The 22978-nt window shown below is 65.5% G+C and carries 23 protein-coding genes and 1 pseudogene; 17 read left to right on the plus strand and 7 right to left on the minus strand.

Annotated elements, in window-relative coordinates:
- Positions 1–22 precede the first annotated feature (22 nt).
- Positions 23–211 (plus strand): hypothetical protein, encoded by a 189-nt coding sequence (locus tag CIT37_RS17770; protein ID WP_038972885.1) that lies wholly within the window; start codon positions 23–25, stop codon positions 209–211.
- 13 nt (positions 212–224) lie between these two features.
- Here CIT37_RS17770 and CIT37_RS17775 read toward each other — a convergent pair.
- Positions 225–1162, minus strand: a pseudogene (locus CIT37_RS17775) (GlxA family transcriptional regulator).
- Positions 1163–1253: 91 nt separating this feature from the next.
- Here CIT37_RS17775 and CIT37_RS17780 point away from each other — a divergent pair.
- Together CIT37_RS17780 and CIT37_RS17785 are read left to right on the plus strand one after the other, a co-directional pair.
- A complete protein-coding gene (locus CIT37_RS17780) occupies positions 1254–1940 on the plus strand; it encodes a DJ-1/PfpI family protein (protein WP_028140545.1) in 687 nt (228 codons plus the stop codon).
- Positions 1941–2106: 166 nt separating this feature from the next.
- Positions 2107–3321, plus strand: a complete 1215-nt coding sequence (locus CIT37_RS17785) for an ABC transporter substrate-binding protein (protein WP_028140544.1) — start codon at positions 2107–2109, stop codon at positions 3319–3321.
- A 33-nt stretch (positions 3322–3354) separates the two neighbouring features.
- Here the strand turns inward: CIT37_RS17785 and CIT37_RS17790 are convergent, their stop codons facing one another.
- Positions 3355–3612 (minus strand): hypothetical protein, encoded by a 258-nt coding sequence (locus tag CIT37_RS17790; protein ID WP_028140543.1) that lies wholly within the window; start codon positions 3610–3612, stop codon positions 3355–3357.
- 273 nt (positions 3613–3885) lie between these two features.
- Here CIT37_RS17790 and CIT37_RS17795 point away from each other — a divergent pair, with 273 nt between their 5' ends.
- Positions 3886–4260: a hypothetical protein gene (locus CIT37_RS17795; RefSeq protein ID WP_018320591.1), complete on the plus strand. Its 375-nt coding sequence runs from the start codon at positions 3886–3888 to the stop codon at positions 4258–4260.
- Positions 4261–4267: 7 nt separating this feature from the next.
- On the opposite strand, the gene CIT37_RS17800 is transcribed toward CIT37_RS17795, so the two are convergent.
- Both CIT37_RS17800 and CIT37_RS17805 read right to left on the minus strand, forming a co-directional pair.
- A complete protein-coding gene (locus CIT37_RS17800) occupies positions 4268–5545 on the minus strand; it encodes a polysaccharide deacetylase family protein (protein ID WP_038972881.1) in 1278 nt (425 codons plus the stop codon).
- A 178-nt stretch (positions 5546–5723) separates the two neighbouring features.
- Positions 5724–6494, minus strand: a complete 771-nt coding sequence (locus CIT37_RS17805) for a polysaccharide deacetylase family protein (RefSeq protein WP_038949951.1) — start codon at positions 6492–6494, stop codon at positions 5724–5726.
- A gap of 115 nt (positions 6495–6609) precedes the next feature.
- On the opposite strand from CIT37_RS17805, the gene mgtE reads away from it, so the two are divergent.
- The 4 genes from mgtE to tolA all read left to right on the plus strand — a co-directional run bounded on the left by mgtE (position 6610) and on the right by tolA (position 10521).
- Positions 6610–8031 carry a magnesium transporter gene (gene mgtE / locus CIT37_RS17810; protein WP_028140540.1) on the plus strand — a complete coding sequence of 474 codons (1422 nt, stop codon included), beginning with the start codon at positions 6610–6612 and terminating at the stop codon, positions 8029–8031.
- Positions 8032–8204: 173 nt separating this feature from the next.
- Complete coding sequence (gene relB / locus CIT37_RS17815; protein WP_038949950.1) at positions 8205–8522, plus strand: type II toxin-antitoxin system RelB family anti-toxin transcriptional regulator; 318 nt, start codon at positions 8205–8207, stop codon at positions 8520–8522.
- Between the two features lie 168 nt (positions 8523–8690).
- Positions 8691–9509, plus strand: a complete 819-nt coding sequence (locus CIT37_RS17820; protein ID WP_038949949.1) for an aldo/keto reductase — start codon at positions 8691–8693, stop codon at positions 9507–9509.
- Between the two features lie 49 nt (positions 9510–9558).
- Positions 9559–10521 carry a cell envelope integrity protein TolA gene (tolA, locus tag CIT37_RS17825; RefSeq protein ID WP_095426280.1) on the plus strand — a complete coding sequence of 321 codons (963 nt, stop codon included), beginning with the start codon at positions 9559–9561 and terminating at the stop codon, positions 10519–10521.
- A gap of 1031 nt (positions 10522–11552) precedes the next feature.
- On the opposite strand, the gene CIT37_RS17830 is transcribed toward tolA, so the two are convergent.
- Entirely contained in the window at positions 11553–12269 is a 717-nt protein-coding gene (locus tag CIT37_RS17830) for a DUF599 domain-containing protein (RefSeq protein ID WP_028143985.1), read from the minus strand.
- A 157-nt stretch (positions 12270–12426) separates the two neighbouring features.
- On the opposite strand from CIT37_RS17830, the gene CIT37_RS17835 reads away from it, so the two are divergent.
- From CIT37_RS17835 to CIT37_RS17850, 4 genes are all read left to right on the plus strand, one after another.
- Entirely contained in the window at positions 12427–13089 is a 663-nt protein-coding gene (locus CIT37_RS17835) for a glutathione S-transferase family protein (protein WP_095426293.1), read from the plus strand.
- 305 nt (positions 13090–13394) lie between these two features.
- Positions 13395–13598: a hypothetical protein gene (locus CIT37_RS17840; protein WP_018321158.1), complete on the plus strand. Its 204-nt coding sequence runs from the start codon at positions 13395–13397 to the stop codon at positions 13596–13598.
- A gap of 156 nt (positions 13599–13754) precedes the next feature.
- On the plus strand, positions 13755–14741 hold the full coding sequence (locus tag CIT37_RS17845; protein ID WP_095426294.1) for a hypothetical protein: 987 nt from the start codon (positions 13755–13757) through the stop codon (positions 14739–14741).
- 42 nt (positions 14742–14783) lie between these two features.
- Positions 14784–15224 carry a DUF1489 family protein gene (locus CIT37_RS17850; RefSeq protein WP_028143982.1) on the plus strand — a complete coding sequence of 147 codons (441 nt, stop codon included), beginning with the start codon at positions 14784–14786 and terminating at the stop codon, positions 15222–15224.
- Here the strand turns inward: CIT37_RS17850 and panC are convergent.
- The gene (gene panC / locus CIT37_RS17855) at positions 15221–16072 is read right to left on the minus strand and encodes a pantoate--beta-alanine ligase (protein ID WP_095426295.1); all 852 of its coding nucleotides are present in this window, start codon (positions 16070–16072) and stop codon (positions 15221–15223) included. The two genes, CIT37_RS17850 and panC, sit on opposite strands and share 4 nt — an antisense overlap.
- Positions 16073–16356: 284 nt before the next feature.
- Here panC and CIT37_RS17860 point away from each other — a divergent pair, with 284 nt between their 5' ends.
- The 4 genes from CIT37_RS17860 (at position 16357) to CIT37_RS17875 (ending at position 20161) form a co-directional block, all read left to right on the plus strand.
- Positions 16357–17280: a division plane positioning ATPase MipZ gene (locus CIT37_RS17860; protein WP_028143980.1), complete on the plus strand. Its 924-nt coding sequence runs from the start codon at positions 16357–16359 to the stop codon at positions 17278–17280.
- Positions 17281–17623: 343 nt separating this feature from the next.
- Entirely contained in the window at positions 17624–18484 is an 861-nt protein-coding gene (locus CIT37_RS17865; RefSeq protein ID WP_028143979.1) for an alpha/beta fold hydrolase, read from the plus strand.
- 134 nt (positions 18485–18618) lie between these two features.
- Positions 18619–19368, plus strand: coding sequence for a hypothetical protein (locus tag CIT37_RS17870; RefSeq protein WP_038950342.1), 750 nt, complete (start codon positions 18619–18621; stop codon positions 19366–19368).
- A gap of 64 nt (positions 19369–19432) precedes the next feature.
- Complete coding sequence (locus CIT37_RS17875) at positions 19433–20161, plus strand: DnaJ domain-containing protein (protein ID WP_028143977.1); 729 nt, start codon at positions 19433–19435, stop codon at positions 20159–20161.
- A gap of 218 nt (positions 20162–20379) precedes the next feature.
- Here the strand turns inward: CIT37_RS17875 and CIT37_RS17880 are convergent, their stop codons facing one another.
- Positions 20380–22218: a D-alanyl-D-alanine carboxypeptidase gene (locus CIT37_RS17880; RefSeq protein ID WP_095426296.1), complete on the minus strand. Its 1839-nt coding sequence runs from the start codon at positions 22216–22218 to the stop codon at positions 20380–20382.
- Positions 22219–22606: 388 nt separating this feature from the next.
- Here CIT37_RS17880 and CIT37_RS17885 point away from each other — a divergent pair, with 388 nt between their 5' ends.
- Positions 22607–22945, plus strand: a complete 339-nt coding sequence (locus CIT37_RS17885) for a phasin family protein (RefSeq protein ID WP_028143975.1) — start codon at positions 22607–22609, stop codon at positions 22943–22945.
- Positions 22946–22978 lie beyond the last annotated feature (33 nt).

Here is a 22978-nt window from a genome sequence, read left to right on the forward strand (position 1 = left end):
GGACGGCCTGAAGGAAGCGATCATGCTGGAAGAGAAACTGAAGGACGCCATCGTCGGCGAGTTGCAGCGGCAGGCCGCCGACCGGCCGCAATCGCTCAAGGTCCAGGGCGCGGGAGAGATGAAAAGCTCGGAGGAGCTGATCGTCAACGGCAAGATCGACCTTGGCGCCCTCGTCATGGTGATCGCGGGATCAGTCGCCGGCGGGCCTTAGGTTCGACCGGCCGTCATGCGCTTCGCGCCGCGCGTCGCAGCGACTGCGGCGGCTGACCGAAGGCGCGGATGAAGGCTCTGCGCATCCGCTCGGGGTCGCGAAAGCCGGTGGATTGGGCGACGCGCTCGATGGCCTCTCCGGAGGACTGCACCCGCTCGCGCGCCACCTCGACCCGCAAGCGCTCGACCGCCTTGGTCGGCGTGGATCCGGTCTCGGCGGTGAAGGAGCGGACGAAATGCCGTGCGCTCAATCCGGCGCGTTCGGCGAGCGCCTCGACCGTGAGATGCGCATCCAGATTCTCGCGCACCCATGAAAGAAGGCTGCCGAAGCGGCCGTTCGGCGTCTTGAGCTCGAGCAAGCTCGAGAACTGCGATTGTCCGCCGCTGCGGCGATGATAGAGCACCAGCTGCCGCGCGGTCGCTTGCGAGACCTCCTCGCATGGTCCTGCGCGATCATGGCGAGCGCGAGATCAATCCCGGCCGTGATGCCGGCCGACGTCCATACCCGATCGTCGCGGATGAAGATCTGGTCCGGTTCGAGCCTCACCTTCGGATAGCGTCCGATGAAATCGCGGGTGCAGGACCAGTGCGTGGTGGCGCAGCGGCCGTCCAGCAGTCCCGCCTGCGCGAGAAGATAGGCGCCGTTGCAAACGCTGGCGATGCGCACGCCGCGGCTCGCCAGTCGCTGAATGAAAGCGATCGTCGTCTTGCAGCGCGCCGCGGCTTCCACGCCCTCGCCACCGGCCACGAACAGCGTCGTGACCGAGCTTGCCGATCGCAGATTGCGCGCCAGCATCTCGATGCCCGACGAGCTGCGCACGGCGCCCGCCTTCGTTGCGACCGTGATCACGCGCGGCGCATTCGGCGTGTGCCGCCTGGCGATCTCGAACACCGAGATCGGACCGGCCGCGTCCAGCAACTGGAATTCGGGAAAGATCAGGAAGCCGATCATGGGCGTGTCCAAAATTGAGGGAATTAAGCCATTTCGACCACAAGGCCAACATGGCAGGCTGCAACCGTCAAGCGCGTTGTCGAGGTTGGACATGTCGGGCCTGTTGCAGATCGGTCTTCTGGTTTTTCCGCGCGTCACCCAGCTCGATCTCACCGGTCCCGCCCAGGTCTTCTCCAGCCTGCCTGACGTGACGGTGCATCTGATCTGGAAACGCATCGAGCCCGTGCCGAGCGATTCCGTGATCGCGCTGATGCCGACTGTCACCTTCGCCGATTGTCCGCAGCTCGACGTGATCTGCGTCCCCGGCGGCTACGGCACCGACGAGCTGATGCTGGACGAGGACGTTCTCGCCTTTCTGCGAAAGCAGGAGAAGGGGGCGACATACGTGACCTCGGTCTGCACCGGCTCGCTGGTGCTTGGCGCCGCCGGCTTGTTGAAGGGATATCGCGCGGCCACGCACTGGACCGCGAGGGATGCATTGCCGTACTTCGGAGCCGAGCTGTCGCAGGAGAGGGTCTGCATCGACCGCAATCGCATGACGGGCGGCGGCATCACCGCCGGCATCGACTTCGCGCTCACTTTGGTGTCGATGTTGCGCGGCCGCGCCGCTGCGGAGATGATCCAGCTGCGCATGGAGTACAATCCCGCGCCGCCCTTCGCGGCCGGCTCGCCGGACACGGCGCCGGCGGCGATCGTCGCTGCCATGAAGGAGCGGGTTGCGCCTGCGCAGGCGCGGCGGCTGGAGTTCGTCAGGAAGGCCGTCCAGCGGCAGGGATAGCGAGCCAGCTTCGACCGGCCGCGCGCCGCGTGGACCGGCGCATGCGCTGTGAGCGAGGGCACATCGATCGATCATCGCGACATGCCGTCGCGATGCTGAAGCGGAGGGGGCAATGGCGCCTTGTCGTGTTGGAGAATTGCTATCGTCGCGCAGCCGGCTTTGCCGCTTGACCTTCGGCCTCATCCTGGCGCTGGGTCAGGCAGCGCTCGCCGAACGGAGCGCGGCTGCCGATTTCTCCGGTGGCGTGGTCAGGATCGGCATCATCAATGACCAGGCCGGACCGTTGTCGGACCTGGCCGGGCCCGGCTCCGTCGTCGCCGCGCGGATGGCCGTGGACGATTTTCAGCGCGCAACGCCGGGGCTGAAGGCCGAGATCGTCGTCGCCGACCATCAGAACAAGCCGGATATCGGCGCCCAGATCGTCCGCAAATGGTTCGACGTGGATGGCGTCGACATGGTCGCCGACGTCGGAAACTCCGCGGTCGCGCTCGCCATCCAGTCGATCGCACGCGACAAGAACAGGATCGTGATCTATTCGGCGGTCGGCACCACCGATATCGGCGGCAAGCAATGCTCGCGCACCGGCCTGATGTGGCTGCACGACAATTACAATCTAGTCGCCGGATCGGTCCGAAAGCTGGTGTCGCAAGGCTATGACAGCTGGTTCTTCATCGCGTCAGACTACGCGTTCGGACGCAATATGGTCGAGGTGTCCCAGCGCGTGCTGGCGGCGGCAGGGGCCAAGTCGCTCGGCGCGGTCTTTCATCCGCTCGGAAATGCCGATTACGGCTCCTTCCTGCTGCAAGCCCAGGCTTCCAAAGCCAAGGTGGTTGCGTTCGCCAATGCCGGCGAGCAGCTCGTGACCTCGATGAAGCAATGGAACGAGTTCGGAATGAATGCGGGGCCGCAGAAGGCCGTCGCCGAGCTGATGTTCCTGACCGATGTGCACGCCATGGGGGCCGAAACGGCCAAGGGCCTGACGACCGTCACTGCCTGGTATTGGGCGCTCAACGAGGAAACGCGCGCGTTCGCCCAGAGGTTCTACAAGCTTCACAACGCCATGCCGACCGCGCCGCAGGCCGCCGTCTACTCCGCCGTGTCGCAATATCTGAAAGCCGCTTCTGCGGCGGGAACGGACGAGACCAACGCCGTGCTGGAGCAGATGCGCGCGATGCCGGTCGACGATTTCTATGCGCGCGGCGCGCGGCTGCGCGCCGACAACAAGCTGGTGCACGATTTTTATCTCGTCGAGGTCAAGAAGCCGTCGGACGTGAAGACGCCCTGGGACTATTACAACGTCGTCGAGAAGATACCTGCCGAGGACGCCTTTCTGCCCCTCAGCGACAGCGAATGCCCGTTGCTCAAGACGTCACGAAACTAGCATTTGCGTCAAAGAAAGCGGCGGCCGGCCGCTTCAGCCATATTCCTCGCCGATGCCGTATTCCCGGTAGATCTCCAGTGGGTCGAGGTCGGGAAACAGGCGGCATTTGGCCTGGGCGAGGTGCAGGCTCACCGCCGCCGGCTCCTTGCCGTTCGCCAATATCTTGCGGATGTCGTCCATATGCGCGTTCGGCTGGTGCTTCGGTTCGAGCTGCTCCAGCGCGACCAGGGCGGTCGCGAGGGCCTCGGTCAGAACCCAGTCGTCGTGGCCGGTGATTCCCTTCTTCGGCATCGGCAGACCTCAGATGTGGCGGCAGCGTCCAGTCTATCGCGACTTTCGCCAAATCGCCATTGAGCCATAGCGGGTGCGCTGCGTCAGGGCAGGCCCACCGCCATCGTCCGGCTTGCATTATGGCGGCGTGTGGCTAAAAGGCGGCGACTTGCAGTATCCTTGTTGAAACAAAGTTGGCGTAGACGGGCCGTCACAACCCAGCTCCCGGTCTGGGTCCCGATCCCGAATCTCGCAGCACGATCCGGCTGCGCACCCCTCAAGGCTCGAGCCAGCATGGTTTTTCTCAGCTTCGTCTACCGCTTCATCACCAACTTCGCGTTCATGGCGGTGGTCTATTTCAGCCTGAACTTCATGGAGAAATATCCGAACCGGGCGATCCTGGCGATCCTGGTGCTGATCTATGCGGCGATGCGTGCGGTCTCGACGCTGCGCGCGTTCTACTTCTTCCAGAAGATCGAGAAGCTGGAAGCCGAGACGCGGCGGCTTCAGGGCCCGATCAATGACGGCTCCGGGGGAACGAATGCGCGCAAGCAGGTGGTCGCCGACGTGGCCCGGCTGCGCCGCGACGGCGAGCTCAAGTCCTATATGGACCTGTTCTTCCTGGCGCTGATCGTGCTGCTCTGCGTCGCCGCCATCATGCGGCAATAGGTAGGGACTAAGCGCGCTTCTTCAGACTGGCGATGCGGGTCGAGCGCGGCGTGGCGCTCTTGGCCTGCGCGGCAGGCTTGGGTGCGGCCGGTGCCGCATGCGCGGTGTGCCGAACCTGGGACTTGGCCGTCTTGCCCTTTGCCGCCTTGCCCCTGGCCGCATGCGGCGTCTCGGCCGCCATTGCCAGCCGGGTCGCGGCACGCCGCGACAATGTCGTCGACAGCAGCACCTCGACCGAGCCTTCCGGGATCGCAAACAGCGCGCGGCCGGGCACGGGCAGGGCGGACGCGACGTCCATCTGACCCTTGGTCCGGCGCGGCAGCAGCGGCTGATGCTCGGTCCGCGCATTGAGGTCGGCGAGCGAGGGCGCCGGCAGCGTCCTGGTCTGCGTGAACACGAAGCTCGGAACGGAAGGCCAGCGCGCGATCGGCACGGTCTCGGTCGGCGGATGCAGCAGCCATTCCACCGGCGTGGTCGGCGTCGCTGGCCGGTCGGCGGTCGCGGGCACAACATGCACGATGCGATAGCCGCGCGCTTTGAGGTCGCGGATGATTTTTGGCAGCGCCGCCACCGTCCGCGCCTGGATGTCGTGCAGCAACAGGATGCCCTTGCCCTTGGCCTCCAGCCGCTGGATCGCGAGCTGATAGACGCGGTCGGACGACACATGGCGCCAGTCGTCGGCCGGGAAGTCAGCGCTCCACACCTGGATGCCGCGCGAGATCAGATGGTGCTCGACGCCTTCGGCGCGCATCAGGCCGGGAATGCGGAAGAACGGCGCCAGCTTGGACGGATCGGTCATCGCGGCCGAGGTCCACTCGATGCCGCCATTGATCTCGGCCTCGGCCTTCTCGATCGGCATCCGGTCGAAGGTCAGCGGATGGTTCATGCTGTGGGTGCCGACCGTGTGGCCCGCCGCCACCAGCTTGCGCACGCCTTCGGGGTTCGCCTTGGCCTGGCTGCCGATGATGAAGAAGGTCGCCTTGATGCACTCGTCGTCGAGCATCTTGAGGACCTGGTTGGAATATTTCGGCAGCGGACCGTCGTCGAAGGTCAGGACGACCTCATGATCCCTGAGCGGCAGCGTCTCGCGGTACTGCATGGTGCCGATCAGCGGATGCTCGCGCGGATCGACCACCAGGGTGCGGGACGTCCCGAGCGCGTCGGGATGGCCCGGGCAGTCGGCTGCAAGCGCCGCCGGCGATCCGATGGTCGAACATCCAAGGAATCCGCCGAGGCAAAGGACGATCCACGATCGCGTCCGCAAGACAACGCTACTTCCGATCATGAACCCCGTCTGCCCTCATGTGCGATTGCCGCCATAGTAGGTCGGAGACATCAGGAAACGGTTCAGGCCAAAGAACCTTTCCCGTCACAAAGTCCCCATCCATTTGCATGGGGTATCATGAACAGAGTGTTAATAGGGCCCAAATCACCCCATTTTGCGCCGGCGTGACATTCCGGCATCAGCGCGCATCGGCATTCTTCTGCGGGCCTGCCGGCGCGATGTGGACCACCCGATAGCCGTTCTCCCTCAGATACCGCAGGAAGGCCGGCATGATCGCCGCGGTGCGCGCCTTGGGGTCGTGGAAGAGGACGATGCCCTTGCCGCTAGCTGCGAGGCGCTCCGTGACCAGCTTCAATTCCTGCTCCGGCGTCATCTCGTTCCAGTCGCTGGCCCAGAGGTCCGCGCCGAACACGACGATGCCACGGGATTGGAGCAGGTCGAGCTGCGCTTGCGTCCCCTGGAAATAGGGAAAGCGGAAGAACGGCGTCGAAGGCGTCGCCGTCGAGCTGCCGTGCAGCGCCATCTCGACGGCCGCGACGCCGCGGTCGACCTCGCTCTTGGCCTTGTCGAACGGGATCCGCGCCATGAACGGATGCGAGAAAGTGTGGTGGCCGATGGTGTGGCCCTCGCGGGCGATGCGCTTGACCATGTCGGGATGCTGGCTGGCGTGGAGGCCGATCAGGAAGAAGGTCGCGCGCACGCATTCCTGCGCCAGCGCCGCCAGCACCTTCGACGTCGTCGGCGGGTTCGGCCCGTCGTCGAAGGTCAGCACGACCTCGTGATCGGCCAGCGCAAGCGTCTGCGGAAAGCTCTTCAAGCCCACGCGCGGCGTGGTCTTGGCATCGACGCTCAGCACGCGCGAAGTGCCGAGCGCGTCCTTGCGCGGACACTCAGCGGCCACGGCCGAAGCGACGCCGATCAAGGCCGCGAGGGCCGCGCCCGATGACATCGAGGTCCACCTCAGTCGAAGCATCTTTGTCATTGCGCTCGGAGTTGCCTTGTGGGTATTGCCTGACCGTCAGCCCAGACCATTCGTTCCAACCTGTCAAACGGCGAGGCGCGCCATGGATGAACATATGGACGTTGCCCGATCCGCCGCGGACTCGGTACTCGACCACGTGCCGATGCGCAATGAAGACGGCGATATCAGGCACGAATTCGTCGAGGAGGTCGCCCATGCGATCGAGGCCGGCGACAGCGCCTCGCTGCGCGCCTGCGTCGCCGAGCTGCACGAGGCCGATCTCGGCGATCTCATCGGCGCTCTGGAGCCCGACGACCGCGTCCGCCTGGTCGAGCTGACCGGGCGCGATTTCGACTTCTCCGCGCTGAACGAGCTCGACGAGGGCGTGCGCGAGGAGATCCTCGAGGAACTGCCGCCGGAGACCGTCGCGGAAGGTGTTCGCGAACTCGAATCCGACGACGCCGTCGAGCTGCTCGAGACCCTCGACCAGGCCGAGCAGGAGGAGATCCTCGAGAAGCTGCCGCTCAAGGAGCGCGTCGCGCTCGAACGCAGCCTGCTGTATCCCGAGAATTCCGCGGGCCGCCGGATGCAGACCGAGTTCATCGCGGTGCCCCAGGATTTCACCGTCGGGCAGGCGATCGACTACATGCGCGAGACGCCGGATCTGCCCGACCGCTTCTACGAGATCTACGTCGTCGACAAGGACCAGCACTGGCAGGGCGCAGTCCCCCTCGACGTGCTGCTGCGCGCGCGCCGGCCGGTGCCGCTCACCGAGCTCACCGACGAGGACCGCCGCCGCGTCTCCGTCCTGGAGGACCAGGAAGAGGTCGCGCGCATGTTCGGCAAGTATAATCTCGTCGCAGCTCCCGTGCTCGACACCCAGGACCGCCTGGTCGGCGTCATCACGGTCGACGACGTCGTCGACGTCATCGAGGAGGAGGCGGACGAGGACCTCAAGGCGCTCGGCGGCGTCACCAGCGACGAAGAGCTGTCGGATACGTTCCTGACGATTGCGCGCGCGCGGTTCAACTGGCTGCTGGTCAATCTCGCCACCGCCTTCCTGGCGTCCTCGGTGCTCGGCCTGTTCGAGGGCCAGCTGGAGAAGATGGTCGCGCTCGCCGTGCTGGCGCCGATCGTGGCGAGCCAGGGCGGGAACGCCGCGACCCAGACCATGACGGTGGCGGTGCGGGCGCTGGCGACGCGCGAGCTGGGCTCCTCCAATGCCTGGCGCGTGGTGATGCGCGAGGCGCTGGTCGGTCTCGTCAACGGGCTCGCCTTCGCCGTGATCACGGGGATTGCGGCGGTGGCCTGGTTCAAGATCCCCGGCCTCGGCATCGTCATCGGCCTGGCGATGGTGTGCAACCTCATCGCCGGTGCGCTCGGCGGCATCCTGATCCCGATGGCGCTCGAACGCGTCAGGGCCGACCCCGCGGTGGCGTCGGGCACGTTCGTCACCACGGTGACGGATGTGGTCGGGTTCTTCTCGTTCCTCGGCATCGCGACGCTCTGGTTCGGGCTGAGGTAGGTTTCACCCCAACGTCATTCCGGGGCGCGCCTCTTGGCGCGAGCCCGGAATCCATTTTTCCGCATCGCTTGCAGCCTGATGGATTCCGGGCTCGCGCTTCGCGCGCCCCGGAATGACAATCATCTTTAATCCGAACTTAAGCGACCTGCCGCATCATCGCCTCGCTTGGGGGAATGAGCATGCGGTTGCGGCTGAAGGCGGACGGACGGGTCGTTGAGTTGCGGGATGGACAGGAATTTCCGGTCCAGCCGTCTCCGGTCGAGCCCACGGCCAATGCCGCGCCGGCCGACGCCAACCCGCTCGCGGTGCGCGATTTGCGTCGCCGCGCCTGCCTGACCCAGATGGAGTTCGCCGCCAAGCTCGGCGTTCCCGTCGAGACCATCCGCAACTGGGAGCAGGGCAAGCGGGCGCCGCGGGGACCGGCCCGCGCGCTGCTCGCGGTGATCGCGCACGCCCCGGATACGGTGTTCCAGGCGCTCGCCAAAGCCTGACGCCAAAGCCCGACGTCGAGGGCGGCCGGGCCCTGACGCGAACCTCCTGTTAGCATTGCGCCAAATATCCCGCTGAACTGCCGCGGCCTTCCGTTGGCAGCGTCATGGGCCGGGTCCATAATGAGGCCTGATGACGTCAGGGGCTGCCGCAACGGAAGAGGAGTCCTCATGCTGTTCGTCGAGGCCAATGGCGCAAAAATCCCGGCGATCGGACTCGGGACCTGGGAGCTGAGCGGAAGACCTGCCGCGCGCGTGGTCGAGCAGGCGCTGCGGTTCGGCTATCGCCACATCGACACCGCGCAGGTCTACGAGAATGAACGCGAGGTCGGCGACGGCTTGCGCGCCTCGGGCGTGCGCCGGGACGACATCTTCCTCACCACCAAGGTCTGGACCAACCATTTCGCGCCCCACGATCTCGAGCGCTCGGTCAAGGAGAGCCTGGCTCGGTTGCGGCTTCCCTCCGTCGATCTGCTGCTGCTGCACTGGCCCAATTCGCATGTGCCGCTGGCGGAGACGCTCGGCGCGCTGTCGCATGCGAAGACCATGGGCCTGACCCGCCACATCGGCGTCTCCAATTTCACGGTGGCGCTGATCGAGCAGGCGGTCGCGCTGTCGCCTGAGCCGCTGGTCTGCAACCAGGTCGAATACCACCCTTATCTCGATCAGGCGAAGGTGAGGGCGGCCTGCGACCAGCATGGCCTTGCGCTCGTCGCCTACAGCCCGATCGCCAAGGGACGCATCAAGTCCGACCAGAGGCTGGCCGAGATCGGACGCGTCCACCGCAAGACGCCGGCGCAGGTCTGCCTGCGCTGGCTGGTGCAACAGAATGTCGCTGCGATCCCGCGCACCTCGCGCATCGAACGCCTGTCTGAAAACATCGAGATCTTCGATTTCGAGCTGTCGGAGGACGAGATGAGCCGGATCGCCGCACTCGCCAGTCCGAAGGGTCGCCTGACCGACTTCGGCTTCGCCCCGAAATGGGATTGAGAGGGGGCTGGGGTATGCTAGGACCGCGACGGCAACCCAAGATCGGTCGATGGAACTGCGGAAGATCATACGGACGGACATTGCGGCGTCAGCAATCGCGCATCTGACGCTGGTGGCGCTGATCATCGTGATCAGCGAGGTCCATCCGTTTCGCAGCCAGCCGCCGGAGACCGTGACCGTCGACATCGTCACGCCGGAGCAGGTGAAGGAAGAGATCAAGGAGCAGGAGACGAAGGAGGCGGCCAAGGAGAAGCCGCCGGAGCCAACGCCCGATCTGAAACTGCCGAAGCTTGATTTCACCGACCAGTCCGAAGCGGCGGGCAAGCCCGCGGCCAAGCAGCAGGACGCGGCACCGTCGTCGCAGCAGACGCCACCTGAACCGCAGCAGAAGCAGCCGCAGCCGCAACCCTCGCCGGCGCCGAAGCAGCGTGAGGCCAACGTGCAGCCTCAACCTCAACAGCCACAGCCGTCGCAACAGCCGCCGCCCCAATCGCAGCAACAACCGCCGCCCCAGCCACCGATGCAGCCGCCGCCTCAAGCGATGCAGCAGCCGGAGGCCGCGCCGCCGCCGGCCTATCAGGCTCCGCAGCCTGACGTCACCGTCAAGTACGGCGTCATGCTGGGCCTGCCGCCGGAATTGCCGCCGGAGCTGCCGAAAGACACCCCCAAGGACGATGGCGGCGATGCCAAGGATTCGATCGCAGCCAAGCTGCCGCAGGAAGTCATCGCCGCGCTTCGTCGCCATTTGCGCAGCTGTGCGAAATTGCCGGCCGGACTCAGCCCCACCGACGCCGTTCGCATCAAGCTGCGCACGGTGTTTGCGACCGACGGCACGCTGGCGCGCGAGCCGATCCTGATCGAGGCTCCGCCGTCCGCGAAAGGCGTGGCGCTCGTGAAGTCCGCCATGAGCGCGCTCCAGAACTGCCAACCTTACAAGATGCTGCCGGCAAATCTGTACGGGGAATGGAAGATCATGGACCTGCCGTTCAGCCCGCGGGATTTCGGATCGTAGCTCTTGTAGCCCGTTGGCTCCATCGGGGCTACGCGATCGTGCCTGTGTCGCGCTCTGTCAATCCATCCCGCCAAAAATATTCCACTTTACCGAAATTCGGTTTCGGCGTATGTGTCGTCCATCCCGGCTCACCAAGAGGGGCGATCATGTGTCGTCACGCATCGCGAGCCGGGCTTGCGGTGGACGCGGCAGCGTCGGCACGAGAGGCGCGGGCAGGGCGGGTAGTCCCTGTGAGCCCGAGGCTTCGTGCGACGAGCGGCGCTGCTAGGCTTCGTCTCGTCTGTAAGTTTCCGGCTTCGTCGACAGGGCCAGGAAAAACTGCGGCGAAATGGCGGGCCGTGCGTACGGCAAAACCGTGTGGTCCTGGCCGTCGTTGCCACGGTCAAGTCCTTGCGAAGGTGCGAGCGAGCCCAACCGGGCAGACTGCATCATCCAATTCGCGGGGCGAGGGAGGCCAGAAGGAATGGTCGGCTCCCGGGAGATCACGGCATAAGCCGTCCGACCATCGCGCAGGGAAGGCCGAGTGATCGGCACCACCTGTATGCTGCTGTGCGGTTCTTTCTGCGTGTGCTTTTCGCGCAGCGGACCGCGGGTGCGAGCTGGCACCCGGCCTTCCCTGCGCCCTCTTGGCTAATGAGGGTACGAGATGAAGCAAAGCTCGGGCGAAACGCGCCGCGAGAATGCGAAGGCGTGTCTGCGAGCTGAGCTGCGTGCCACAAACTCGATCTCGCAGGGTGGGCAAAGCGGAAGCGTGCCCACGCCTTGTTGCTTATGGAGAGAGATCGTGGGCACGGCGCTATGCGCCTTTGCCCACTCTACGGCACTGCCGCTGGGATGCGCACTGGCGCATTGTAATGACGGTGGAGAGCGCGCGCGCCACTCACCGCTCTCGTGCCCCGGACGCGGCGCAGCACGAAGTGGTGCGCTGCAGAGCCGGGGCCCATCCATCCGCATCGCGCCGTGTTGCCCTGGGTCCCGGCTCTGCGCCGCAACACTCGCGCGTTGCAGCTTGTCCGGGACACGGGAGCGCCTCAATGACCGCGCTTCATCGCCTCATCGCCATCCGCCACCTCCGGCGCCATCGCGGCCCACGCGCTCGATGCGAATTGCCGGCGCCAGGTCACGACCACCACGGCCGCCGTGGTCACGAACAGCAGCCAGGGGCTGACGAACCAGCCGAGATAGCCGAGCGCGAAGAAGAAGGCGCGCTGGCCGCGGTTGAAGTGGCGGCCGGCAGATTCGAACAGGCGCGTGGTGCGGATGACATGGGCCTCCGCCTCCGGCGTGTCGCGCCGCTCGGCCGGGGGCATGCCGCCGAACAGGATCGCGACATAGTTGAACAGGCGATAGGACCAGGCGAATTTGAAGAAGGCGTAGACGCAGATCAGCACGAGGCCGACGCATTTCAACTCCCACATCGCCGGCGACGTGCTGAGGTCGATCGGCAGCTTGCTCAAAATCGTGATCGCGTCGTTGGTGGCGTGCAGCAGCGCCAGCGCGCCGCCGAGCGCGATCAGGCTGGTCGAGGCGAAGAAAGCGGTTCCGTTCTGCAGCGAGGCCATGATCTGCATGTCGACCATGCGCGTCTCGCGGTCGAGCAGCCGGCGCACCCAGACCTCGCGATAGCGGTTCATGCGCGCCGACAGGCTGTCGCGGCCGTAGGCCGAATGCTCCAGCGTCAGGGCATAGACCAGCCATTCGATGATGAAGAAGCCGACCGCGGTGATGTCGACCCAGTGCCTGCTCATGTCTGTCTCATGTCCGTCTCTTGTCCGTCTCTTGTCCGTCTCTTGGCGAGGACCGCAACGATTGCCACGCATGACGGGGCGCAGCAACGATTGATTGGCGGCAGGGGATGGCGTTAAAAGCGGCTCGCCCTAGGACGTCTCGGGAAGGACTGATGACATGGCTGCGCTGAAACTCGCGATCGGTAACAAGAACTACTCGTCATGGTCGATGCGGCCATGGCTCGCGCTTCGCGCCAACGACATCCCGTTCGTGGAGACGCTGATCCCGCTCTACACCGACAATCCCGCGGACAAGGAGCAGATCCTGTCCTTCAGCCGTGCCGGCAAGGTGCCGGTGCTGGTCGACGGCGATGTCACGGTGTGGGATTCGCTCGCCATCATCGAATACGTCGCCGAGCGCTATCCGGAAGTGAAGCTGTGGCCCGACGACGTCGCCGCGCGCGCGCATGCCCGATCGGTGTGCGCCGAGATGCATTCCGGCTTCGTGCCCCTGCGCAACGAATGCGGCATGAACCTGCACCGGCCGGTCCGGCCCTTGGCGCTGTCGGCCGACGCCAAGGCCAACGTCGCGCGCATCGAGGAGATCTGGCGCGAGTGCCGCACGCGCTATGGTGCCAAGGGTCCGTTCCTGTTCGGCCGCTTCGGTGCGGCCGATGCGATGTACGCGCCGGTGGTGCATCGCCTGCGCACCTACGCGATCGACGTCGCGCCGGACACCAAGGCCTACATGGAGACGATGATGGCGCTGCCGGCGTTCCAGGAATGGACCCGCGACGGGCTGGCCGAAACCCTTGTCATCGAGAAGTTCGAGGACGCCTGACCGGTCGGTCCGAGCGAGGCCGCTGGCTGTGTGCCGGCCGGCGGCGCTCACGTTCCGGACATTGACCGGGGCCATATGCCAATCGGGCTGCGACCGGCCCTGCGACATGCCGCCTGAACATGCGGCCCCGGCGGTATCATCGACCTGTCGGTTCCATCCCTATCATTCTGAAAAGATTGCAGGATTTACACGTTTGCCATGGTGGCATGGCGCTGGCCAAAACGGCTGGCCGCGTGCTATACAGCGCTGGGTTTCTGGCCGGCCGTCGCAGTGGGACCATGGGCGAGGCAGGCGTTGTTTGAGTGATGGAGAGGGTGTTGAAGCACAAATTCCCGATTGGAACGCGCGTATTGTTCACGGCCAGCAACGTCGCGCGCCCTGCTGCCAGCGGCTCGTACGAGGTCATCCGCCTGCTGCCGACCGACGGCGACGACTGCCAGTACCGGATCAAAAGCTCGACCGAAGCCTTCGAACGCGTCGCCAAGGAAAGCCAGCTCGCGCTGTCCTGAAAACCGACGCTCCCGCGCATTCGCGCCCCCTGCGGAATTGTGTCCTGCCGCCGTCAAAAGGCCCGCTTCACCTTCCCAAGGTGGGCTGGGGCCAGTTGCCGACTCGCGGTGCTCGCTTGACCATTCGCTCTCTGCTCGCGTGAGGGGACGTCGCGCATGAACTGGGCATGGGCCACTTCGCTCGACCAAATCTGGCGCTCGCCGGCCTTTCCGATGTGGATGACGCTGGCGGCTGCCGGATTCTTCGGATTGATCCTGCTGATCACGCTGCTGCGCGCCGACAGGTCGGTCGCCAACGGCGCGCTGACCGTGATCACGCTGCTGTCCATCGCGATCGCCGGAGCTGCCACCGTGCGCGTCTATGGACCGGCGGGGCAGGACGCTCCGACCGAAGCGCGCGCGCAAGGTGCCGTCATCGCGAGCCTGCCGGCGCTGTCCTGTCTCGACGATCTCGCCGGCGATGCGGTCGCCATTGGCTGCGAGAAGGCGCTGTTCGGCTCGCCGGATGCCGCGGCTGCCGCCGTCTCCTATACCGCGGTCCGAATCGACCGGCTGACCGCGCTCGGTGATGCCGCGACCGCCGAGAAGAGCCTGACGACGGACATGAAGGTGCTGCGCAAGGCGCTGGAGCACGATCGCTACGGCCTCGTGGCGCAGGTGCTGGTCGTGCGCGACGGTTGCACGCAGTTCGACTGCGCCGCGTTCCGCTCGCTGACCGACCAGCAGCGGGTTGCCGCCAACATGGACGCCCATCTCTACGACATGCTGGTCGCGCGCCATGCGCCAACCTGGAACGCGCCTGCAACGGCGTCGGCGATGCCGGCCACGGCCGCGCTTGCCGGGCTGCCGCCCGCGATGCCGACGGGCAAGCCGACCAGCGCTGAGTTCCCTAGCGCCTCGTCGACGCCGCCGGTCAGCATCATGAATCCGGAGCCCACGGCGACGACGCGCCAGGCGGCGCCCGCCGCCGCGAACGCAGCGCCGGCACCGCGCGCGCCCGCCGCGACGTCGGCACAAGCCGCCGCACCACCGGCCGCGAAGAAGCCGCCGGCCCCGAAGGCTGCGCGTGCTCCTGCAGCGCCGGTTCCGCTCGCTCCGCCGCCAACCTCGGCGGCCGCGCCCGCGGCTGCGGATAACGAATAGATCGGCATTCCAAATGCGGTGCCGCCCGGCTAATGCTTGGGCATGCCGCTACATCTGATCAAGCTCGCCGTCGGTTGCGACTCCGTCAAGGAATTGAAGGAGTGGATCGCCGAACGGATGCAGACCGCCAAGAAGAAGGGTCTGCCGCAACATCACATCCACATCACTCGCATGGTCCCCAAGCGCGATGCCGAGATCCTCTCGGGCGGGTCGCTCTACTGGGTGATCAAGGGCGAGATCGCCGCACGGGAAAAGATCATCGGCATCGAGCCGTTCCGCGACAAGGACGGTATCGGTCGCTGCCGGATCGTGATGCAGCCGAAAGTGGTCTCGGTGTCGCCACGGCCGATGCGCCCATTCCAGGGCTGGCGCTATCTCGCCGACGATTCCGTGCCGCCCGATCTCGGCAAGTCCGCCGCCGGCTCGATCGCGGCGATGCCGGAGCCGATGCGGCGCGAATTACGCGATCTCGGGCTGCTCTAAACCGCGATATTGTCGATCAGCCGAGTCGTGCCGAGCTTGGCCGCGACCAGGATCCGCAACGGTCCGTCCTTGCGCGAGGCGAGGGGCGCCAGCGTCTCGGCATGGCGCGCTTCGTAATAGTCGAGCGCAAAGCCGGCCGCCTCGATCGTTGCGGCGCCACGCTTCATGGCCGACGCAACGGCTTCGCCGGCACGGATGCGGCCGGCGCTGTCCTTCATGGCACGGTAGAGGATGGGGGCGGTCCGCCGCTCCTCGGGCGACAGATAGACGTTGCGCGAGGACATCGCGAGCCCGTCGCGCTCGCGCACGGTGCGGGAGCCGACGATCTTGACGCCGAGGTCGAGGTCGCGCGCCATCTGCGACACCACCCGCAACTGCTGAAAATCCTTTTCGCCGAAGATCGCGAAGTCCGGCCGGCACTGCGTGAACAGCTTGCCGACGACGGTGGCGACGCCGCCGAAGAAATGCGGGCGGAAGCGGTCCTCGAGGCCGGCGATCGCCGGTCCCTCCGGCACGATGCGGGTGGCAAAGCCGTCCGGATACATGGCATCGACGCCGGGATGCCAGACGATATCGACATCCTCGGCTGCGAGCTTGGCGATGTCGGCCTTCCAGGTGCGCGGATAGGCGCCGAAATCCTCGGTGGGGGCGAACTGGGTCGGGTTGACGAAGATCGAGACCACGACGCGGCTGGCGCGCCGCTTGGCGAGGCGGACGAGAGACACATGCCCGTCATGGAGGGCCCCCATGGTCGGGACCAGCGCGATCGTGGCCTTTCGCTTGCGGAGATTGTCGACGGCGCGGCGCAAGGTTGGGACCGTGCGGGCGATCAAAGGGCTTGCTGACATCAGGACTCGACAGGGTTGGGAATCGGCGCGGCATGACCTGGCGCCAGGGGCGACTAACCTTAACAAGCGGCGATCGTGGACGCCATGCATCCGGATGCGGCACAGCATCCCGCGCAAGGTCGCGCAGGATGTCGCGACATTGTGGGCTGGATTACAGAAAGAAAGACGGCGCCGCGATTCATGATGAAGCAGGCGCGCTGCGATTTGCATTACCTGTCACGCATTTCACTTGACCGCAGACGCGGCCAACTCGAAGATATTCATCAGGGGTGTTGAGGATCGCCATGCTTGTGCAGGCTAGCCAAGGCCAATCCGGCTCGGCGCATGTGGTCGTGCTCGGTAACGAGAAGGGCGGCTCCGGCAAGTCGACCACCGCCCTGCACATCGCGGTTGCGCTCCTGAAGGCCGGCCAGCGCGTCGCCACCATCGACCTCGACTGCCGTCAGCAGAGCTTCACGCGCTACATCGGCAACCGTGCCGCCTGGGCGCGCCGCACCAAGCTCGACCTCGAACTGCCGGTGCATCGCTGCATCAAGCTCGGCGAGACCATGCAGATCGCCGAGAACGAGAATTCCGAGTTCCAGCAGTTCATGGAGGCGGTCTCGGCGGTCGAGAGCAGCTTCGACTTCATCGTCATCGATACGCCGGGCACCGACAGTTATCTGATGCGGCTGGCGCACTCGATGGCCGACACGCTGGTCACGCCGATCAACGACAGCTTCCTCGATTTCGACGTGCTCGGCACCGTCGATCCCGCCAATTACGCGGTGACGGGCGAGAGCCACTACGCCGAGATGGTGCGCGACGTCAGGCGCAAGCGCCGCCAGCTCGACGGCTCGACCACCGACTGGATCGTCGTGCGCAACCGCCTGTCGATGCTCGGCTCGCGCAACAAGCAACTCGTCGCCGAGGGGCTGAAGGATCTGTCGCTGCGGCTCGGCTTCCGCTACGTCGACGGCTTCGCCGAACGCGTCGTCTATCGCGAATTTTTCCCGCGCGGCCTGACCGCCCTCGACGAGATCGACGAAACCACGCTCGGCATGCGGCCCAATCTCGGCCATCTGACCGCACGAGAGGAGGTGACGAGCCTGCTCCGGCAGCTCAAGCTGCCGCTCGACGAGCGCGGCCGCCGCCGCGCCGCCAACCGGGCCGAGTGGTTCAACCAGGTCGACAAGCCGCTCGAGGTTCACGACATCCTCGGCGCCTGAGCGGCGGTATATCGCTACTTCCGATCGATCTGAGGGGCCGGTTTCCGCGGGAACTGTGGCCGCGCTCCGCCGTTTTCACCTTACGTTGACCGTGAAATTGAACCCAAGCGGGACCGGTTGCGTCGGATGGTGACGTGCACGCTGACGTAGCTTGGCGAGGACGGGATGCCTACAAAACGTGTGCGGCGCACAATGAAAGGGCTGCCGGTTCACAATATTTGGCCTTCCTGTCACGCGCCTGTGACATATATTAGCGAATAGGCGACAAGGGGTCGAAGAGCCCCGGAAGAACACGATTTTCAACAGGGATTCAGGCCGCAAGAGCCTGAGGCTGAGGACGAAAATGAAGCGTGGAATTGCCGTTCTGGTTTCGGTCAGTGCTCTCTGCGGCATCGCCTATTTCACGGCGAGCAAGTGGGCGATCAAGCACGAGACCATTACCTTCTACGACGCCTCGCGCGACAATCGCCCGGTGCCCGTCGACATCGCGGTGCGTCGTGACAAGGAAATGCAGGCCACCGCCGGCATGATCACGCTGCCGGTCGCAGTGATCAATCACGGCAACACCGTCAAGAACACCGAATACGGCTTCCTCGCCAACATCTTCGCTGCGCGCGGCTACATGGTCCTGAGCCCGCAGCACGACTTGCCGACCGATCCTCCGATGGTGACCAAGCCCGGCGAGCTCTATGTCGGCCGGCTGCCGCAGATCCTGCGCGGTGTCGCCAACATCCATCTCGCCGTGCAGGAAATGAGGAAGCTTCAGCCGAACGCCGACTACGACAAGGTCACCATGGTCGGCCATTCCATGGGCGGCGACATCACGATGTATTTCGCCAAACAGTATCCGGATGAAGTCAAAAAGGTCGTCACGCTCGACAATTTGCGCGTGCCCTTCGTCACCGCCGGCAAGTTCAAGATCCTGTCGTTCCGCTCCACCGATCCGCAGTTCAAGGCCGATGCGGGCGTGATCCCGACGGACGAGGAATGCGAGAAGGCGGGTATCCAGGTCGTGAAGACTGAATTCCAGCACAACGACATGCGCGACACCGGTCCGGATGTCGCCAAGAACTCGATCCAGGGCATGCTCGACAAATTCCTGAGCGCCGCCGACAGCGAGATCGCGCCGGTCGACACGCAATCCTCGCCGCCCAATATCCTCGAGCCCGGTCCGGTCGCCTTGATGGGGCCTGCCAAGAGCTGACCTCTTCGCCCTGACGGCGCCCACATCGTCAGTCACGATCTGCAAAGCCCCCGCCAGCCTCTGCCGGCGGGGGCTTTGCACATTGACCGGGCTGCTTGCGCTAACCACATTAGCCGCCCACGCAGGGTCAAGGCATGTCGGGCGAACCCATCAAACCCCGCAGCGGCGATGCCGTCTCGGCGCAAGCAGGCGGTGCGGTGCCGCAGGCCGGAACGTCGACTGCGGAAGACATCGCCGCCTTCGTCGCCAAGGCGCAGGCGATGTCACCGCATGCGCCGGGCGCGAAGGGGCGGCTGATCTTCGCGCTGGACGCGACGATGAGCCGGCAGCCGACCTGGGACATGGCCTGCGCGCTGCAGGCCGACATGTTTCGCGAGACCGCCGCGCTCGGCAGTCTCGACATCCGGCTGGTCTATTATCGCGGCTTCAACGAGTGCCGCGCCACGGGATGGATTTCCGACAGCAACAGGCTTGCGGCGTTGATGACCAAGATCGATTGCCGCGGCGGCGACACCCAGATCGGCAAGGTGCTGACCGAGGCGCGGCGCGAAGCGGTCGCATCGGGCGTGCGTGCCGTCGTCTTCGTCGGCGATGCCATGGAGGAGAAGGTCGACGAGCTCTGCGCCAAGGCCGGCGAGCTCGGCATGCTCAAAGTGCCCGTGTTCCTGTTTCAGGAAGGTCATGACGCCGTCGCCGAGCAGGCCTTTCGCGAGATCGCGCGCCTGACGGGTGGCGCCTGGTGCCGGTTCGATCCGGGTGCGGCGGCGCAGTTGCGCGAGCTGTTGCGGGCGGCTGCGGCCTATGCCGCCGGCGGTCGCGAGGCGCTATTGAAGCTGGCGAAGACCGCGAGCGGCGCGGCCAGGCTGATCGGCCAAATGAAGTAGCGCTCAGGCGTCGCGGCGAGGCGTATGCCATGCATTTTGCCGCGAGGGCGACTATATTCCGGTCATGACCCTGATCGCCGGCGCTGTCGCAATTATCACGCTTTATCTGCTGCTCCAGATGTTTCGCGCTGCCAATCCGGCGGTGCTGGCGAGGGCCATCAGGTTCGGTGGCGGCGTGGTGGCGCTGGCGGTCGCAGCCTTCACGGGCTTGCGGGGCGAGCTGGTGGTGGCGATCCCGCTCGGGATTTTCGGCGCCGGGCTGCTGGGCTGGACACCGCTGGCAAACGCCGGCTTCGGCAATGTCGGCGGGCTGTTCGGCGGCGGTGGTGCTGCGCCCGCGTCAGGGCAGTCTTCACGCGTGCGTTCGCAATTCCTGGATATGCGGCTCGACCACGGCTCTGGCCAGCTCGGCGGGCAGATCGTCGCCGGGCCTCACGCCGGGCGCGATCTCGGCGAGTTCGATCTCGCTAGCCTGCTGGCCATGGTTCCGACATTCGACGCCGAGAGCGTGGCCTTACTTGAAAGCTATCTGGACCGCCGGTTTCCCGCCTGGCGTCAGAACGCGCAGAGCGATGCGGCAGGGGGGCAGCGCCGCACGGCGGCGAGCGGCAAAATGACGGCGGAGGAGGCCTATCAGATCCTTGGCTTGCAGCCGGGGGCGGGGCGTGACGACATCAGTCGGGCCCACAAGACCCTGATGAAGAAACTCCATCCCGACCAAGGGGGGTCGAACTATCTCGCTGCCCGTGTAAACGAGGCCAAGGATACTCTGCTTCGTACGCATAACGGCTAACTCCGGCACTACGCTACAAACGCCCGTACCGCGTGAGCTCCGCTTGCTCTGTTTGCCGTCGCCCTGACACCCGCCATTGTCGGCGTGATTGATCTCTTGAGTAAAGTTTTAACCGTAAATCCTTGACGAGAAGTTGTCGCGGAACTGGCATTGAGATCCGCCAAAAACAAAAATGCCCGCGCAAGGCGCGGGCATTTTGAGCGGAGCGTTGCGAAAGATCAGTTGCGGACGGTGATGCAGGAGATGTCGGCGCGCTTCAGGGTACGGCAGACGGCTTCGGCCTGGTCGCGCTCGAGCCCGGCGAAGCGGGCGCGATAGAGCTTGCGATTGTCCTTGGCGACGACCTCGGTGAACGGATCGGCCTTGCTGAGCAGGCCGCGGGCCGAGCTGCGCGCGGCATCGATGCGCTGCTGGGCTTCGTTCTCGCTCTCGAGCGCGCCGACCTGGACGATCCAGCCGCTGTGGGTGGCGACCGGCTTGGTGGTGGCGCTCATCTGGATCGGCATCGGGTCGGCGGAGGCCAGCTTCGGAGCGGCCGGGGCGGGCGCAGCAGCCGTTGCGGCCGGCAGCACCCCGAGGATGCCGTTGCCGGTGCCGAAGCCCGCCGGCTGCCGCGGCAGCTCGGCGCGGGCGATCTCGGCCTTCGGCGCTTCCGGCTGGCTGACGACCTCGGGCTTGTTGATGAGATCGGCCCGGGCGACGACGGCGGTGGAGGTTTCCGCGACGTCGGAACGGGACGAAATGGCGTTGGTGACCGGCGGTGCGACCTGAGCGGGGGCGGCGGAGGCGACCTTCACGGCGCCGGCCTTGACCTGAACCGTCTTGACCCGGACCGGCTTCATCGGCTCGGACGAGCCGGGGATGATGGAGAGCGGCTGGCTCGAGATCACGCCATTGGTGAGCGGCGCCGGCTCGATCTTGGATTCCGTCGGCCGAACTTCAGGCTTGGCTTCGGATCTGGGCTGGGCCGGCGGCACCGCGGCAGTCGCAGCCGCGAGCGTCGACAGGCGTGCGGCCAGACGCGACGGAGCGGCTTCAGGAGCAGGGGCAGGAGCGGCCTGAACCTGCGGAACGGCGCGGGCCGGGGTAGGCGACGCGTCGGCGACCTCGGTGCTGGCGTCCGCGCCGTTGCGCTCCGTGACCGCGGCGACGGTGTGGGTGGTCGCACCCTTCTCGAGATTCTCCGCGAGCAGGTTGCGCATGATGGCATCGCGCGAACCGCCGCTGCGGCCGCCGAGCACGACACCGATCAGATGACGGTTGCCGCGGCGCATCGAGGTCACGAGATTGAAGCCGGAGGCGCGGGTGTAGCCGGTCTTGATGCCGTCCACGCCCTCGACATTGCCGAGCAGGTGATTGTGGTTGCGGATCGACTGTCCGCGCCAGTTGAAGGTCGCCGTCGCGAAATAGCGATAGTAGCGCGGGAAGCGCTCCTGGATGGCGCGGCCGAGCGTGGCCTGGTCGCGCGCGGTCGTGACCTGCTCGTCGTTGGGAAGGCCGTTGGCGTTGCGGTACACCGTCTTGGACATGCCGAGCGAGCGCGCCTTGCGCGTCATCATCTGGGCGAAGTCGTCCTCGTCGCCGCCGATCGCTTCGGCGATCACCACGGCTGCGTCGTTGGCGGAGCGGGTGACGAGACCCTTGATCGCGTCCTCGACACGGATGGTCTGGCCGGCGCGCAAATTCAGCTTGGTCGGATCCTGATCGGCGGCGTGCTGGGACACCGGCATCTCGGTGTCGAGCTTCATCTTCCCGGACTCGAGACGCTCGAACAGCAGGTAGAGCGTCATGATCTTGGTGAGCGAGGCGGGGTGGCGGATCCCGTCGGGGCTGGTCGCCTGGAGCACTGCGCCGGAATTGCCGTCGACGATGATGGACGCGAATTTCGGGCTGGAGCTCTCGGACACGTCGCGCTGCACCCGGTGGTGCGCGTAATGGCGGCGATGACGCCGCGCCTCGGCGGCATCGGTGGTGAAGATGACCGCGGTGGTGACCGTAAGAAGCCCGAAAACGCCAACCCGCGCCAAGCGCGAGGAAGACAAGTTTTTACGAAGCATGGAACCCCGTCCCCGTTTCTGACTTGATCACCGGCTCGTGAGGCGAAATTGTGCCCAATGGACCCGGGATCATTACCTGCTCAGGCTGTCCCTCCGCTGGTGCTCGCCGCGGGGGACGTTGGACCTGAACCGCTATTCTGGCTAAGGTGATGGTCTCAAACGGCTTTTGACCGTCTGCGGAAGTTGAACACGTCCAGGGAATCAGGGTAGGGGCCCGCGGTTTCCAAATGCTTAAAGAACCCTTGCGGGAAACCCCGGGAATCTTCGCGAAATGAGTCCAATTTTGTGCGTCGCACAAAATTCTTGACTTTTTTGTGCGTTGCACTAATTGTGGGCAGAGTCAGGGAGCCGGGGCTTCCCGACGAGAGCCAGGGAAAAGGATTCCGAAATGTTCAAGGTTGAAGACTTTCAGAACTACGGGAAAGAGCACTTCGAGCAGTACGTCGCCTCCGCGACCTCGGTGCAGCACGGCCTTCAGGCGATCGCCAGCGCCTATGGCGACTATACGAAGAAGTCGTTCGAAGACACCAAGTCCTTCGTCGAGAAGCTTTCCGGCGTGAAGTCGCTGGACAAGGCCATGGAAGCGCAGACCGATTTCGCCCGTTCCTCCTACGAGACCTTCGTTGCGGAATCGCAGAAGATCGCCGGCCTCTACAGCGACCTCGCCAAGCAGGCGTTCAAGCCGGTCGAGACCATCGTGTCGAAGTTCACCCCGGCTGCTCAGTAAATTTTTCAGGACGTCCTGGAATCGAAAAGCCCG

Source organism: Bradyrhizobium ottawaense, from assembly GCF_002278135.3.
In the GTDB taxonomy this organism is placed as follows: Bacteria; Pseudomonadota; Alphaproteobacteria; order Rhizobiales; family Xanthobacteraceae; genus Bradyrhizobium; species Bradyrhizobium ottawaense.